This window comes from Streptomyces hazeniae (assembly GCF_031845485.1).
Lineage (GTDB): Bacteria > Actinomycetota > Actinomycetes > Streptomycetales > Streptomycetaceae > Streptomyces > Streptomyces hazeniae.
In genome coordinates this window covers 65,443-80,698 of record NZ_JAVREQ010000016.1, presented here as the reverse complement: position 1 = coordinate 80,698, position 15,256 = coordinate 65,443, and the positions used below count along the sequence as shown (strand labels likewise).

Below are 15,256 nucleotides of genomic sequence, written 5' to 3'. Positions count from 1 at the left end.
CGCCACGCCGTTGACGGCGCGGCGGCCGGAACCGGAACGGTGTCAGAACGGGCGGTCCCCGGCGATGGCGACGCGTTCGGCGAGGCGGCGGTGCGGGAAGTAGTCGTCGACCGCGTAGTGCTGGGTGGACCGGTTGTCCCAGAACGCGACGTCGCCCGGCTGCCAGCGGAACCGCACCTGGTACTCCGGCACGTGCGCCTGCCGCACGAGATACGCGAGCAGCCGGTCGCTCTCCTCCCGCGGCATGCCGGTGAGGTGCGTGGTGAAGGAGGTGTTGACGAACAGCATCCTCCGTCCGGTCTCCGGATGGGTGCGTACCACCGGGTGCTCGACGGGCGGGAACGCGTCCTGGAGCGGGGCGAGGCGTTCCGGTCCGTAGAAGCGGGCGAAGCCCGGGAGGAAGTCGTGCACGGCCGTCGCGCCGTCGATGCGCGCCTTCACCTCGTCCGGAAGGTTGTCGTACGCGGCGGCCATGTCGGCCCACATCGTGTCGCCGCCGACCGGCGGCACCTCGCGGAGCTGGAGGACGGCGCCCAGCGCGGGCCGTTCGCGGAAGGTGACGTCGGCGTGCCAGACGTTCTCGAAGGTGGGGACGGCGCTGTCGCCCTTGTCGAAGCGGACGACCTCGTCGGAGGAGCCGCGGGCGAGCAGCGGGTTGGTCTCCAGGTCGCCCCAGTGGCGGGCGAAGGCGGCCTGCTGCCCGGGGGTGAGGTGGGCGCCGCGGAAGAACAGCACCTTCCACTCCAGCAGCGCACGGTTCAGCTCCTCGCGCAGGGCGGGGGCGAGGGGGCTTGTCAGGTCCACGTCGCGTATCTCGGCGCCGATCAGGCGGCCCTGCGGGACGAGGGTGAACAGCTCGTACGGGCGGTCCTGCCACCCGTCGGGCACGACGCGGCGCAGGGTGCGCCGGCCCTCGTACATGCCGTCGGCGGGCACACGGGCCTCGCGCAGGGCGGGGACGGCGGGGGTGGTCGAGGCGGCGGTGGATGCGGTGACGGTCACGGTCGGTTCTCCTCCAGAAACGGTGCGGAGCGGATCACGGGCGCGCGTGCGCTGGGGTCGCCCTCGCACCGCGCCGGACGGGCGCGGAGGGAGAAGAAGAAACGCGGTGACGCGTGGCTCGGCCGGCCGTGGACGGCCGGACGGTGGCGCTGCGGCGGGCGGTGCGGGGCGGCTTCGGGTGGCCGCCGTGCTAGCGGCCGGAGCGCTCGCACCCGTCGCGCTCGGGAATGCGGAGAGCTCCCGTGGCGCCGGACGTGTGCGTGAAGGTCATGCAGCGCATGGTAGCGCCGTGCCCTGCGGGGAAGGGGCGCGGGGGCGGGCCGCCCCCGACAGGGGCATGCGTGGAAAGGGCAGGGAGGTTGCCGTTCCCACGCGGGCGATGCGGGCGATGCGGGCGTTGCGGGCGACGCGGGAACGCGGGACGCCCGCGCGGGCAAAGGCAGGAGCCCCCCGCCCGGAGAGGGCGGGGAGCTCCTTGGGTACTGCGAAACAGGGCGATCAGCCGGCGACGACGTTCTCCGCCTGCGGGCCCTTCGGGCCCTGGGTGACGTCGAAGGTCACGGCCTGGTTCTCCTCGAGGGAGCGGAAGCCCGTGGCGTTGATCGCGGAGTAGTGGACGAAGACATCGGGACCGCCGCCGTCCTGGGCGATGAAGCCGAAGCCCTTTTCAGCGTTGAACCACTTGACGGTTCCGGTAGCCATAAGCCCTCCTTGGGCCTATAAGGGTCGCCCTGTTCCAGAACCTCGAGAAGCCTGAAAACGACGAGAGCCCGCGGTCACATGCTCCGCAGGCTCTGGTACTGCAAGGGAAACCTAACTGCAACTTGCTTGGAGCCTAGCACGCTGCCGGTCCCCCGGGGAAGTGACTTCTGTCGCGTTCACCCGAGCAGGTCCGCCGGGGGTGCGTCACGGCGTCCGTGCAGGTCGACGCCCGGCCCGGCGGGCGACGGCGGGAGGGGTGACGGAGCGCCGTCGGGCCGGGCGTACCCTCCGGAGGGTGACAGCACAGCCGACGTCCCGCCCGCGCGTGGGGCACATCCAGTTCCTCAACTGTCTGCCGCTCTATTGGGGTCTGGCCCGGACGGGCACGCTGCTGGATCTCGAGCTCACCAAGGACACCCCCGAAAAGCTGAGCGAACAGCTGGTGAACGGGGATCTCGATATCGGCCCGGTCACCCTCGTGGAATTCCTCCGCAATGCGGGGGACCTCGTCGCCCTCCCGGATATCGCCGTGGGGTGCGACGGCAGTGTCATGTCCTGCGAGATCGTGTCGCGGGTCCCGCTCGAGGAGCTGGACGGCCGGCCGGTCGCCCTCGGCTCCACGTCGCGGACGTCCGTACGGCTGGCGCAGCTGCTGCTCGCCGAGCGGTACGGGGTGCGGCCCGAGTACTTCACCTGCCCGCCCGACCTCCCGGCGATGCTGCGGGAGGCGGACGCGGCCGTCGTGATCGGAGACGTCGGCCTGCGTGCCTTCCTCCGCGCGATGCCCGAACCGGAGCTGGACGTGCACGACCTCGGCAGGCTGTGGAAGGACTGGACCGGACTGCCGTTCGTGTTCGCCGTGTGGGCCGTGCGGCGCGACTACCTGGCCCGCGAACCGGAGATCGTGCACGCCGTGCACGAGGCGTTCCTCGCCTCCCGCGACCTGTCGCTGGAGGAGGTCGGCAAGGTCGCCGAACAGGCCGCGCGCTGGGAGCCGTTCGACGCGTCGGTGCTGGAACGCTACTTCACCACCCTCGACTTCCGGCTGGGTGCCGACCAGCTCGCCGGAATCGCCGAGTTCGCCCGCCGCACCGGCGACACCACCGGGTTCCCCGCCGATGTGAAGGTGGATCTGCTGACCCGGTGAAGCCCGGGCGCCGACGGCCCGGCGCGCCGTAGCCTGGGGTCCGTCGGCAGGCATGCCGAAAGGGCAGGGGGACAGGGGGACCGCGATGCAGCCGTTGGAGACCGACGACCCGCGGACGATCGGCGCGTACCGGATGCTGCGCCGGATCGGGTCCGGCGGCATGGGCCGCGTGTATCTCGGCCGCAGCCCCGGCGGCCGCACGGTCGCCGTCAAGGTCGTCCACCCGCACTTCGCCGCCGACCCCGAGTTCCGCGTCCGCTTTCGCCGCGAGGTCGCCTCCGCCCGGCGCGTGGGGGACACGTGGACGGCGCCCGTGCTGGACGCCGACCCGGACGCCCCGGTGCCCTGGGTGGCCACCGGGTACGTCGCCGGACCCTCCCTCCAGCAGGCGGTGACCGCACACGGCACACTGCCGGAGACCGCCGTACGGGCGCTGGGCGCCGGACTGGCGGAGGCGCTCGGCGCGGTACACGCCCTCGGGCTGGTGCACCGGGACGTGAAGCCGTCGAACGTGCTGCTCACCCTCGACGGACCGCGGCTCATCGACTTCGGCATCGCACGGGCCACCGACGGCACCTCCGCGCTGACCTCGACGGGCGCCTCCATCGGCTCGCCCGGCTACATGGCTCCGGAGCAGGTGCTTGGGCGCGGCGGCGTCGGACCGGCCTCGGACGTGTTCTCGCTGGGCGCGGTCCTGGCGTACGCGGCGACGGGCAGCGCGCCGTTCCCCGGGGACAGTTCTGCGGCGCTGCTCTACCACGTGGTGCACGAGGACCCGGATCTCGACGGACTGCCGGACGGTGCGCTGCGACAGCTGATCGCCGCGTGTCTGGCGAAGGCGCCCGCGGACCGGCCGGAGCCGGCGGCGGTGGCCCATGCACTCGCGGGGGACGAGGGTGCCGCCGCGCTCACGGCCGACGGGTGGCTCCCAGTCCCGCTGGTGGAGGCCGCCTCCCGGAGCGCCGTCGCCCTCCTCGACCTGGACGCGGAACCGGACGGCGCGACTGCGGAGGCCGTCCCCGGGTGCAGGGGCGCAACGGACGGCCCGGACGGCCCGCCCGGCCCGGCCTCCGGCCTGGTGCCGTTCACCGACCCCGTCACCCCCGACCCGGCCGACCCCGAAGGGACGGCCCCCTGGGGTCCGCCCGGCCCGCCGCACACCGCGCAGCCGCCCTCCGCCGGCGGAGCCCCCGTCGGGACGGGTGCGGCACCGGGGCCACTCGACCCGCCGTCGGCGGGGCAGGGGGACCGGGCCCGTTCCGGACCGGAGTCGCCGCATGAGCGGGCGCCCTTCACAGGGGGTGTCGGACGGCAGGGCGAGGCTGCGGACGAAGGCCGCGCTGTCGCACGGGCGCCGGAACCGCCGCCGCGTCCCCCGCAGGCGCCGTCGGTGCCGGGTGGCCACGCGGCACCGCACGCCGTGTCCCAGCCGGATTTGGCCGGCCCGGCGTCGGCGTCCCCGGACGAGGCGCGAGGCAGCCGCTCCGGAACGGCGGCGCGGGCCGCGACCGGAGCCGGGGCACCGGAGGGCGGTGGCGCGGGCGAGCCGGGCGTGTTCGGACCGCCCGATCCCAGCTACGGCGGCGGGCTGCCGGCACCCGCCCCCGACCGGGGCCGTCGCGGGGTGTCCGTGTCGGCGGGGGCGAAGCGCGACGCGCGGCAGGTCAGCTGCACGCTGGTGCTCTCCGTCGCGGGCGTGCTCGCCGCCGCACTGCTCTCGCTGGGCCTCGTCTTCGACCTGATGCCCGGTGGCGGGAGCGACCAGACGGCCGGGGACCACGACAATCCGCCCGCGGCCGGTGAGCCGAAGCCGTCTCGCGAGCCCGACGCGTCCGGCGAACCCGACGCGTCCGGCGAACCCGGCCACGGCGAGGAGGCCCCGCAGGCCGTGCCCGAGGCGTTCGTCGGGACCTGGACCGGGAACCTCACCACCGACGACGGGCTGCCCGCCGGCACCATGACGCTGACCATTACGCCCGGGAAGACCGGCGACGAGATCGCCACCGGCGAGGTCGAGGTGGACCTCGCGGGCGTGACCTGCCCCGGGGCCTGGACGCTGAAGGACGTGACCGGAGGCGGCGACGCACTCGTCGTGATCGGCTCCTCGCCCGGCGGCGGGGTGCTGTGCTCCGACGGCAGCGAGAAGGAGACGTTCCGGCTCCGCGCCGACGGGCGGCTGCGCTACGAGTCGCACGACGAGGCGGGCGGCAACGCGGCCGGGACGCTGGAGGAGAGCCGCTGACGCCCAGGGGCGGCCCCCGGGAGGCCGGGAGCGCTGACGTACGCTGGAGCGGCCGTATCCGCGTGAGGTGAAGGGATGCCCCGGTGCCCGAGAACGCCGACCTCCAGTCCGTACTCGACCGCGCCGCCGAGGGCGGTCGCGTCACGCCCGAGGAGGCGCTCGACCTCTACCGGCACGCCCCGCTGCACGCGCTCGGGCAGGCCGCCGACGTGGTGCGCCGCCGCCGGTACGCGGGTACGGAGCACATCGCCACGTACATCATCGAGCGGAACATCAACTACACCAACGCCTGCGTGACGGCGTGCAAGTTCTGCGCGTTCTACGCCGCGCCGAAGAGCGACAAGGTGTGGACCCGCGACCTCGACGACATCCTGCGGCGCTGCGCCGAGACCGTCGAGCTGGGCGGCACGCAGATCATGTTCCAGGGCGGCCACCACCCGGACTACGGCGTGGAGTACTACGAGAAGCACTTCGCCGCCATCAAGGAGGCGTTCCCGCAGCTCGTCATCCACTCGCTCGGCGCGTCCGAGGTGGAGCACATGGCCCGCATCTCCGGCGTGACGCCCGAGGAGGCCATCCGCCGCATCCACGAGGCGGGTCTGGACTCGTTCGCGGGTGCGGGCGCGGAGCTGCTGCCGGAGCGGCCGCGGAAGGCGATCGCGCCGCTGAAGGAGTCCGGCGAACGCTGGCTGGAGATCATGGAGATCGCGCACGGCCTCGGCGTCGAGTCCACCTCCACCATGCTGATGGGCACGGGCGAGACGAACGCGGAGCGGATCGAGCACCTGCGGATGATCCGCGACGTGCAGGACCGCACCGGCGGCTTCCGCGCGTTCATCCCGTACACCTACCAGCCGGAGAACAACACGCTGAAGGGGCAGACGCAGGCCACCCTCTTCGAGTACCTGCGGCTCATCGCCCTCGCGCGGATCTTCCTCGACAACGTCGCCCACATCCAGGGCTCCTGGCTGACCACCGGCAAGGACGTCGGCCAGCTCACCCTGCACTACGGCGCCGACGACCTCGGCTCGGTGATGCTGGAGGAGAACGTCGTCTCCTCCGCGGGCGCCAAGCACCGCTCCAACCTGCACGAGATCATCGGTCTCATCCGCGGGGCCGGGCGCGTACCGGCGCAGCGCGCCACGACCTACGAGCACCTGCGCGTGCACGACGACCCGGCGCACGACCCGGTCGACGACAAGGTCGTCTCGCACCTGTCCTCCACCGCGATCGCGGGCGGCAGCGCGCACCCCGAGCTGACGCTCGTGCAGGCCGACTGAGCGCCGGTCCGCCGTTGCTCACGCTGCACTCCGCGGACCTCGTCGTGCCCGGCGCGGGCACGGAGCCGATCGCGGACGGGGCCGTCGCCGTCGAGGGCGGGACGGTCGCGGCCGTCGGGCCGTACGACGAGGTGTCCGCCGCGTACCCGCGGGCGCGCACCCGGCGCTGGGCGGGCGTGCTCACGCCGGGGCTCGTGCACCGGGGCGCGGGCCCGCTGCTGGGCCGCGCCTACCACCCCGATCCGCGCGAGGCGGACGAACTGGGCACCGAGCCGCTGACCGGCGCCGCCCTCGACGCCCTCGCCATGGACGACGCCCGCTGGGGCGGCAGTGCCCGGCGCGGGCTGCAACGCCTGCTGCGGCACGGCGTGACGGCGGTGGCCGGGCCGTTCCCGCGCCCCGCAGTCCGTAGGGCGGTCGCCCGCGCGGGCCTGGCCACGGTCGCCGACGGCGACCCGGACGCGCCGGTTCCGCCGCTGGACCCGCTCGACCCGCCGACCGGCACCGATCCGCAGCGCGCCTTCGCGGGTGCGCTCGTCCCCGGCGCACGCGCCGACCTCGCCGCCTTCGTCGCCCCGGACCTGGCCGCCCTCGCGGCGACGGGCGCCGCCGCCTGCCGCGCCACCGTCCTCGCAGGCCGCCTGGCCTACCGCGGCCGCTGACCGTCAACGGCGTGGCGGACGTGCCTCACTGCGGGTGACGGTAACGTCGTTCCCAGGACACCCGGCACGTTTCCCGTTCACTCTGGCGCGCATGGGAGCAACGATGACCGCCGACCGGCTCGCCCGGGCCACACCGGACAACTGGATGTTCCCGCCCGACGGCGGCTGGACCTACGACCAGGTCAAGGACCTCGAGCTGCCGTACGACTGGGAGCTGGTGGACGGAGCGATCGTGGTTCGGGGCATGACCCACTTCTGGCACGACCAGGTGCGCGACGGGCTGCTCGTCGCGCTGCGCCAGGCCAGGCCGCAGGCGTTCGGCGTCAATGTCGAGCGCTGTGTGCTGGTCGACGAGCATGCGGTGATCAAGCCTGACCTCGTCGTCTATGAGCGGACCGGCCTCGATCTTCGCTCTCTCGAGTGCCTGCCTGCCAGTGCGGTGAGACTCGCGGTGGAGGTGGTCTCCCCCGGCTCTCGCGGCGACGACCGCTTCCGTAAACCGGGGCTGCTTGCGGAACGGGGTGTCCCGTACTACTGGCGCATCGAGCGATCCGTGGACGACGCACCCGTCGTGCACGAGTTCTGGCGCCACCACGAGATGCGGACCTTCGCCCCTTCCCCGGACCGGCCGGTTCACGAGGGAAAGCTGACGACGGACGTTCCGTTTCCCGTGGACATCGATCTCCTGACGTTGCTCGAGTCCTGACGGCCGGGTGTCCGCGAGCCCCCGCCGCCCGTCCGTCGAGGGCGCGGTGAACAATGGGGGCGTGACTCGCGCATCCCTGGAGAAGCAGCCGCACGAAGTCGCCGCGATGTTCGACGACGTCGCCGCGCGCTACGACCTGACCAACGACGTGCTGTCCCTGGGGCAGACCCGGCTGTGGCGGCGTGCCGTCGCCCGTGCCGTGGACGCGCAGCCGGGCGACCGGGTGCTCGACCTGGCCGCCGGCACGGGCACCTCGTCGCTGCCGTTCGCCGACGCGGGCGCGTACACCGTGCCGTGCGACTTCTCGACGGGGATGCTCGGCGAGGGACGGCGACGGCACCCCTGGATGCCGTTCACCGCGGGGGACGCGACGAGACTGCCGTTCCGGGACGGCGCCTTCGACGCCGTCACCATCTCCTTCGGGCTGCGGAACGTGCAGGACACGGACGCGGCGCTGCGCGAGATGCTGCGCGTGACCCGGCCCGGCGGCAAGGTCGTGATCTGCGAGTTCAGCCATCCGACGTGGGCGCCGTTCCGCACGGTCTACACCGAGTACCTGATGCGTGCGTTGCCCCCGGTCGCCGAGGCGGTCTCCAGCAACCCGGACGCCTACGTGTACCTGGCCGAGTCGATCCGCTCCTGGCCGGACCAGCCGGGGCTGGCCGCCCGGCTCCAGGGCGCGGGCTGGAAGCGGGTCGCCTGGCGCAACCTCTCCGGCGGGATCGTCGCGCTGCACCGCGGGTTCCGCACCGAGGCGGGCTGACCGTACTCCGCAGCGGGCAGGCCCCACCCTCGGCCCGCCGCCCCCGGCCCGCCGCTCGCGGGCCGAGGGCGCGTACCCGCCCAGGGCGGAGCGGGAGCGCCTCCTAGACTGGTCGCGATCCGCGCCCGGCACGCATGGCCGGCCCAACGCGCGGCCAACCGAACTCGCGGGAGACCGTCGTGACCGAGCCCCTGACGAAGGCCGCGCCAGCGCAGGCCCCTTCCGAGCACCGTGCCGACGTGATCGTGGTGGGTGCCGGACCGGCCGGTTCCGCCACCGCCTACCACCTGGCCCGCAGCGGCCTCGACGTCCTCCTCCTGGAGAAGACCGCCTTTCCGCGCGAGAAGGTGTGCGGCGACGGTCTGACGCCGCGTGCGACCAAGCAGCTCGTCGCGATGGGCATCGACATCTCCGAGGAGGCCGGCTGGCTGCGCAACAAGGGGCTGCGCATCATCGGCGGCGGCCAGCGCCTCCAGCTCGACTGGCCCGAGCTGGCCAGCTACCCGGACTACGGACTGGTCCGCAAGCGCGACGACTTCGACGACCAGCTCGCCCGCCAGGCCCAGAAGGCCGGCGCCCGGCTGTACGAGCGGTGCAACGTGGGCGAGCCGATCCTCGACGCCCGCACCGGCCGCATCACCGGTGTGCACGCCAAGCTGGGCGAGGAGAAGAAGCCGGTCACCTTCCACGCCCCGATCGTCGTCGCCGCGGACGGCAACTCCACGCGCCTGTCGCTGAAGATGGGCCTGCACCGCCGCGAGGACCGTCCGATGGGCGTCGCCGTGCGCACGTACTTCACCTCGCCCCGCCACGACGACGACTACCTGGAGTCGTGGCTGGAGCTGTGGGACCGGCGCGGCGAACAGGACCGGCTGCTGCCCGGCTACGGCTGGATCTTCGGCATGGGCGACGGCACCTCCAACGTGGGCCTCGGCGTGCTCAACACCTCGGAGTCCTTCCAGGACCTGGACTGGCGTGAGGTGCTGAAGGCCTGGTGCGCGTCGATGCCCCAGGAGTGGGGCTACACCCCGGAGAACATGACCGGCCCCATCCGCGGCGCCGCGCTGCCGATGGCGTTCAACCGGCAGCCGCACTACACCAAGGGCCTGCTGCTCGTCGGCGACGCCGGCGGCCTGGTGAACCCGTTCAACGGCGAGGGCATCGCCTACGCGATGGAGTCCGGCGCGATCGCCGCCGAGGTCATCGTGCAGGCGCAGGCGCGCGCCACCGGACGGCAGCGGGAGCTGGCGCTGCGGTCGTACCCGAAGGTGCTCAAGGACACCTACGGCGGCTACTACACGCTGGGCCGCGCCTTCGTGAAGCTCATCGGCAACCCGAAGGTCATGAAGCTGGCCACCGAACGCGGCCTGAGCCACCCGCTGCTGATGCGCTTCACCCTCAAGATGCTGGCCAACCTCACCGACCCCAACGGCGGCGACGCCATGGACCGCATCATCAACGGCCTCTCCAAGGTCGCGCCGAAGGCGTGACGGCCACCGGTACCCGGCCGGGCGCGGCTCAGGGGCCGATGGTCCGGCGGTGCAGGAGCGTCGAGTAGACGACGTTCGTGGTGAGGGAGCCGAGCCGGGCCAGTGCGTCGACGACCTCCTCGAGATGCTGCATGTCGCGGGTCGCCAGCCGGATGACGTAGCACTCCTCCCCGGTGACCCGGTCGCACTGCAGGATCTCGGGACGGTCGGCGATCAGCCGGCGCAGCGGCTGATGCGCCGTGCCCGGGTACTTCAGGCGGACGACCGCCTGCACGCCCCGCCCGACACGGGCCGGATCGACCACGGCGTGGTAGCCGGTGACCACCCCCAGGCTCTCGAGCCGCCTCACCCGCTCGGTGACGGCGGACGGGCTGAGCGCGACCCGGCGGGCGAGTTCGGCGTACGAGATGCGGGCGTCGTTCTGCAGCTCGGCGAGGACGGCCCAGTCCTGGTCGTCCAGGGACGCCGTGGATCGGTCGGTCATCGTGGCAACCTACCGCCCGATCCGCGGTGATCGGGGCTCGGAGCGGCACGTTTCCGCTGGGAGGCGGGGGTGCGCGGATCGTAGCCTCGGGGTCGTTCCAGCCCGGCGCCCACTCGACAAGGAGTCGACCATGGCCGTTCGACGCCGCGTGCCCTTCGTCCTCGTGGACGTCTTCACCGACCGTCCGCTCGACGGCAATCCGCTCGCCCTCCTCCCCGACGCCGACGGCATCCCGGAGGCGCTGCTGCCGCGCATCGCGCGGGAGTTCAACCAGGCGGAGACGACGTTCCTGCTGCGGCCGACCCTGCCGGGGGCGGACCACCGGCTGCGTTCCTTCACGCCCGAGGGCACCGAGGTCTTCGGCGCCGGCCACAACGCGCTCGGCGCCTGGTGGTGGCTGGCGGCCTGCACGGACCGGCTGCACGGTCGCGGGGGAGGCCCCGGTGTGGCGGGCCGTCGTCACCAGCAGCTCGGGGACGCGGTCCTGCCCGTCACCCTGGGCACGGACGCCGACGGCCGGAGCGAGGTCACGATGCGGCAGCAGGCGCCCCGCTTCGGCGCCGAACCCGCCCGCCCGGCCGAACTCGCGGGCGCGCTGGGCGTGGACCCGTCCCAGCTGGGGGCGGGCTCCGGACTGCCCGTCGCGCAGGTGGTGTTCACCGGTGCGGCCCACCTGATGGTGGGGCTGCGGGACCGTGCCGCGGTCGACGCCGCCCGGCCGGACGCCGCCCGCCTGCGGGCCGTGCTGCCCGGACTCGGCGGCGAGGGCGTCTACCTCTACTCCCTCGACCCCCGGGAGGCGGACGCCGACGCGCACGCCCGGTTCTTCAACCCCGTCGCGGGAATCACCGAGGATCCGGCCACCGGAACGGCGGCCGGGCCGCTGGCCTGTCTGCTGCGGCGCCACGGGCTGCTGCGCACAGACGGGGCGGTCGTCGCCCAGGGGCACGCGCTCGGCCGTCCTTCGCGGCTGCGTCTCGACTTCGACGGCGACACCCCGCAGCTCACCGGTCGCGCCGCCCTCGCCGCCTCCGGCGAGCTCACGCTTCCGGAGTGAGCGCACCGCGAGGGAGAGAACGAAAGAAGGGGCCCCACCGCGAGCGCAGTGTCGCGGTGGGGCCCCTTCCGCAGGGTGCCCGGTGGCCGGGAGGCCGCGGGGGGCGGGTGCCGGAGCCCGCGGGCCGCGGGCCGCGGTCAGAGCACGCGGGTCGCGCCGTCCGGCGGCCAGTCGGAGACGTTCTGCACGACGACGCCCTTCTCCGGGTTCGCCGCGTCGATGTACTGCCCGCCGCCGACGTACACGGCGACGTGGTGGGCGCTGCCCGCCCCGCCCCAGTACAGGATGTCGCCCGGCTGGAGGGCGCTCACCGACACCTGGGTGCCGGCGGTGGACTGGGACTGCGAGACGCGCGGCAGACTGACGCCGATCTGCCCGAACGCGGTCTGTACCAGGCCGGAGCAGTCGTACGAGCTGGGGCCGGACGCACCCATCACGTACGCCTTGCCGACCTGCCCGCGCAGGAAGGAGACCAGCTCCCCGACCGTGCCGGAGGCCGGAGCCGCGGCAAGAGCGGTGCGTTCGGACGAGCGGGAGGCACGCTCCTCGGCGGCCTGGGCGGCGGCCGCACGCCGGGCCTCCTCGGCCCGGCGGCGCTCCTCGGCCTTCGCCTTCTTCTCCGCCTCGTCGGCGGCGTGTTCGGCCGCCTTCTTCGCGGCGGCCTGCTGTGCGGCTTCCAGCTCGTACTGGGCGGCGGACATCTCCAGGGACGTCGCGGTCCGCTCGCTCGTCGTGGCGATGTCGCCGGTGATGACGGGGAGCTGGGCGGTGGTGGTGCCGGCGGCCGAGTCTGCCGCCTCCTCGCCGACGGCGGAGGCGGAGCCCGCGGTCAGGGCGAGGGTGCCGAGGACGCCACCGGCCACACCGGCGCGCACGGCCAGGTTTCTGGCGCGCGACCGGGGCTTCCGGTGGCTGGGTATGTGAGCGTTCGAGGCCATGGCGCCAGTGGAGCAGGGCCGCCGGGTTGCCTTCAAATGCGGTGGGATGCGCCACACCCGCCCTCTTCGGGGCCCGTTGGGCACCTTCCGTCGCTTGCGGGGCGGTGTCCCGGGGCGCCGGATTCGCTCCAATGGCCGTCTCTGTCCTGCGAGTTGGTGGTCGCGGAGGAGGCGCCGCCGGTGCATATCACGCGCCCGTAACGGGGCGCAAAGGTGGCAGTCCCTGTCGGATGCGGGGCGTGGCGCACTTCACGTGCGAGAGGTGAACTACTCCCGCCAAACGGACAATTCGCGGGTAAGGCTGCCGATTCCGCCCCAAGCCGTCGCTCCGCCGCCCGGCGGAACCCGTGCACTCCTATACTGGGAACCGGCGCCGCCTGTGCGCCGGACCTCCAGACCGGGTGCTCACGCCGCCCGGCCCCGCGGGGGCGAAGGTGACCGCTGTCGTCACAGGACGGCAGGACCTGTCGCGTCGCAGCCCGTACGTCCTCACGGGTGACCGCGCCGCTTCGCGTGAGGAACGGCGTCGGGCATCCGGAAGAGACGGATCATGACGGAGCACCGACGACTGAAGCAGCGCGTGCGCGCCCGCATGGCGCGCACCGGCGAGTCGTACACCACCGCCCGCCGGCACGTCCTGGCCCGGTCCGCACGGGACGAGGCCCCGGCACCGCCCCCCGGGCTGGTGTACGACCGGTTCGGCACCGACCAGCACCACGACGCCTCCCTGGTCCGCAACGCCCTCGGCGCCGAGGCGCCGGACGAGGCGGTCGTCGCGGGGCTGGCCGGCGGCATCGGCTTCATGTACTTCGTGTTCGCGTACGAAGGCACCCCGCCGCTCCTCACCCTCGTCGCCCAGCACCACCCGGAGCCGTGGGCGCCCGCCGCGCTGACCCGGCTCGGCGTCCCCTTCACCGAGGAGCACTCCGCGCGGCCGCGCTGGGACCGGGTGCGGGCCGCGCTGGACGCCGGGCGTCCGGTGCTGTGCACGGTGGACCGGTCGCGCCTGCCGTGGCACGGGCTGGAGCCGGGGCCCGGCGCGGACCCGTACACGGTCGCCGTGGCCGGTTACGACGGCGACACCCTCTACGTCGACGACGAATCGGCGGCACCGCACCGCATCGGCACGGAGGAGTTCGGTGCGGCCTGGTCCGCGCACCGCAAGGGCCGGCACGCCATGCTCGTGCCCACCGGACCGCCCACGGGCGTGCCCGACGTGGCCGGCGCGCTCGCCACGACCGCCGCGCACCTGACCGGGCCGGTGCTGGGCAACCGGTTCGACGTCAACTTCGGCCTGTCCGGCATGGCGAAGCTCGCCGCACAGCTCCGCGACACCCGTACGAAGACGGGCTGGGAGCGCCGGTTCGGCGCACCGGTGCCGTTCTTCCACGGCATGCGCCGGCTGTACGAGTGCCTGGAGGTCGAGTACACCGCGCCGGGTGCGACGCGTCCGCTGTACGCCGACTTCCTTGCCGGGCAGGGCCGTTCCGAGGCCGCGGAACTGGTCGCGGAGTCGGGTCGCGGCTGGGAACGCCTGGCGGCGCTGGCCGCAGGGACGGCTGCGGATCTGGGGGAGTACACCGAGGTGTGCGAGCGGCGGATGGCGCTGCTCATGGCGGGCGGAGACGCCGCCGGGGAGGAGATCCGGGCGCTGGGTGCGGAGGCCGAGCGGCTGGCGGCGGGGTCCGAGGTGCCCGGCCGGGAGGAGCGCAGGGCGTTGTTCGACGAGATGGCGGTGCTCGTGGAGGAGTGCGCGGATCGGGAACGGCGGGCCGTGGCCGCGTTCTGACTCCGCGGGAACGCGACGGGTCGCCCCCCGCCGTGCGGGAGGGCGGCCCGTCGCCAAGGTGTCACCGCCGGGCGGCCCGCCGCGGCCTCGGTGCTCGGCCGGGCGATGCCGTCCGCGTCGATCGTGCGGCCCAGGGCCCGGTCGGGGCGGGAGCGAACGTTCGGTGACGAGCCCGTGACCGAGGGGTCCGGTCGTGACGCCCCTCAACGACCGGCGCGGAGCGGATGCGTGCCCCGGGCTTGTGCCGGTTTTCACGACCGCGCGTCCGCGCTGCACGGCGGCCGGCGGCGTGCGGCTCGCGGACGCCGGAGTCGTGTAGCAGCCATCGATGTCCCGCGCGAATTTGCTTTCGCACTATCGTGGTGTTAAGGGAACCCTAAGCTCAGCAGGTGGGAATCCGGTCGAGACGCACGAAACGTGAACAGTCGGAAGCTTCGCGTATGAAGATCGTCGCGCCTGCGGTTCCATGATCACCTGTCAGGTGGTGAAGATCACAAAGTAGCTTGTGTACCCCGTGTCGCAGATCACAGAGCGGCGGGCATAGGATGCCTCCCACTAGGGCTTGTGAACTGCCTCACATAGAAGTGATCTTCGAATGTGGGGGCGACCGAAAGGAGCGAGGAGCGGTGAACGCGTACGCGCCCATCCTTGTGCTAGCGGGCCTGGGAGCGGCCTTTGCGATCTTCTCCGTGGTCATGGCCTCGATCATCGGTCCCAAGCGCTACAACCGGGCCAAGCTCGAGGCGTACGAGTGCGGGATCGAGCCGACTCCGCAGGCGGCGGGCGGCGGACGCTTCCCGATCAAGTACTACCTGACGGCGATGCTGTTCATCGTCTTCGACATCGAAATCGTCTTCCTCTACCCCTGGGCGGTCTCCTTCGACGCCCTGGGGATTTTCGGGCTCGTGGAGATGCTGCTCTTCGTGCTGACGGTCTTCGTCGCCTACGCCTACGTGTGGCGTCGTGGCGGCCTGGAATGGGACTAGGGGCATAG

Annotated in this window: 14 protein-coding genes; 10 read left to right on the top strand and 4 right to left on the bottom strand. The window is 73.2% G+C overall.

Going from position 1 to position 15,256, the window contains the following annotated elements; all coding sequences use genetic code 11:
• Window positions 1-42: 42 nt before the first annotated feature.
• Both RM572_RS18115 and RM572_RS18110 read right to left on the bottom strand, forming a co-directional pair.
• Window positions 43-921, bottom strand: a complete 879-nt coding sequence (locus tag RM572_RS18115) for a TauD/TfdA dioxygenase family protein (protein ID WP_311674460.1) — start codon at window positions 919-921, stop codon at window positions 43-45.
• 579 nt (window positions 922-1,500) lie between these two features.
• Window positions 1,501-1,704, bottom strand: coding sequence for a cold-shock protein (locus RM572_RS18110; RefSeq protein WP_027764565.1), 204 nt, complete (start codon window positions 1,702-1,704; stop codon window positions 1,501-1,503).
• Window positions 1,705-1,999: 295 nt separating this feature from the next.
• Between RM572_RS18110 and RM572_RS18105 the strand changes: the two genes are divergently transcribed.
• The 7 genes from RM572_RS18105 (at window position 2,000) to RM572_RS18075 (ending at window position 9,994) form a co-directional block, all read left to right on the top strand.
• Entirely contained in the window at window positions 2,000-2,851 is an 852-nt protein-coding gene (locus RM572_RS18105) for a menaquinone biosynthetic enzyme MqnA/MqnD family protein (RefSeq protein WP_311674398.1), read from the top strand.
• Window positions 2,852-2,936: 85 nt separating this feature from the next.
• Window positions 2,937-5,093 carry a serine/threonine-protein kinase gene (locus RM572_RS18100; protein ID WP_311674397.1) on the top strand — a complete coding sequence of 719 codons (2,157 nt, stop codon included), beginning with the start codon at window positions 2,937-2,939 and terminating at the stop codon, window positions 5,091-5,093.
• A gap of 83 nt (window positions 5,094-5,176) precedes the next feature.
• On the top strand, window positions 5,177-6,373 hold the full coding sequence (gene mqnC, locus RM572_RS18095) for a cyclic dehypoxanthinyl futalosine synthase (RefSeq protein WP_311674396.1): 1,197 nt from the start codon (window positions 5,177-5,179) through the stop codon (window positions 6,371-6,373).
• A 14-nt stretch (window positions 6,374-6,387) separates the two neighbouring features.
• Window positions 6,388-7,035, top strand: a complete 648-nt coding sequence (locus tag RM572_RS18090) for an amidohydrolase family protein (RefSeq protein WP_311674395.1) — start codon at window positions 6,388-6,390, stop codon at window positions 7,033-7,035.
• A 103-nt stretch (window positions 7,036-7,138) separates the two neighbouring features.
• Complete coding sequence (locus RM572_RS18085) at window positions 7,139-7,741, top strand: Uma2 family endonuclease (protein WP_311674394.1); 603 nt, start codon at window positions 7,139-7,141, stop codon at window positions 7,739-7,741.
• 61 nt (window positions 7,742-7,802) lie between these two features.
• Complete coding sequence (locus RM572_RS18080; RefSeq protein ID WP_136182885.1) at window positions 7,803-8,504, top strand: demethylmenaquinone methyltransferase; 702 nt, start codon at window positions 7,803-7,805, stop codon at window positions 8,502-8,504.
• Window positions 8,505-8,638: 134 nt separating this feature from the next.
• Complete coding sequence (locus RM572_RS18075; protein ID WP_394813633.1) at window positions 8,639-9,994, top strand: geranylgeranyl reductase family protein; 1,356 nt, start codon at window positions 8,639-8,641, stop codon at window positions 9,992-9,994.
• 28 nt (window positions 9,995-10,022) lie between these two features.
• Here RM572_RS18075 and RM572_RS18070 read toward each other — a convergent pair whose 3' ends face one another.
• Window positions 10,023-10,478: an Lrp/AsnC family transcriptional regulator gene (locus RM572_RS18070; RefSeq protein ID WP_311674392.1), complete on the bottom strand. Its 456-nt coding sequence runs from the start codon at window positions 10,476-10,478 to the stop codon at window positions 10,023-10,025.
• Window positions 10,479-10,608: 130 nt separating this feature from the next.
• On the opposite strand from RM572_RS18070, the gene RM572_RS18065 reads away from it, so the two are divergent.
• Window positions 10,609-11,535, top strand: coding sequence for a PhzF family phenazine biosynthesis protein (locus tag RM572_RS18065; protein ID WP_311674391.1), 927 nt, complete (start codon window positions 10,609-10,611; stop codon window positions 11,533-11,535).
• 137 nt (window positions 11,536-11,672) lie between these two features.
• Here RM572_RS18065 and RM572_RS18060 read toward each other — a convergent pair whose 3' ends face one another.
• Window positions 11,673-12,473, bottom strand: coding sequence for a C40 family peptidase (locus RM572_RS18060; protein WP_311674390.1), 801 nt, complete (start codon window positions 12,471-12,473; stop codon window positions 11,673-11,675).
• Window positions 12,474-13,023: 550 nt separating this feature from the next.
• Here RM572_RS18060 and RM572_RS18055 point away from each other — a divergent pair.
• Together RM572_RS18055 and RM572_RS18050 are read left to right on the top strand one after the other, a co-directional pair.
• Entirely contained in the window at window positions 13,024-14,262 is a 1,239-nt protein-coding gene (locus RM572_RS18055) for a BtrH N-terminal domain-containing protein (protein ID WP_311674389.1), read from the top strand.
• Window positions 14,263-14,888: 626 nt separating this feature from the next.
• Window positions 14,889-15,248: an NADH-quinone oxidoreductase subunit A gene (locus RM572_RS18050; protein ID WP_027764553.1), complete on the top strand. Its 360-nt coding sequence runs from the start codon at window positions 14,889-14,891 to the stop codon at window positions 15,246-15,248.
• Window positions 15,249-15,256: the final 8 nt, after the last annotated feature.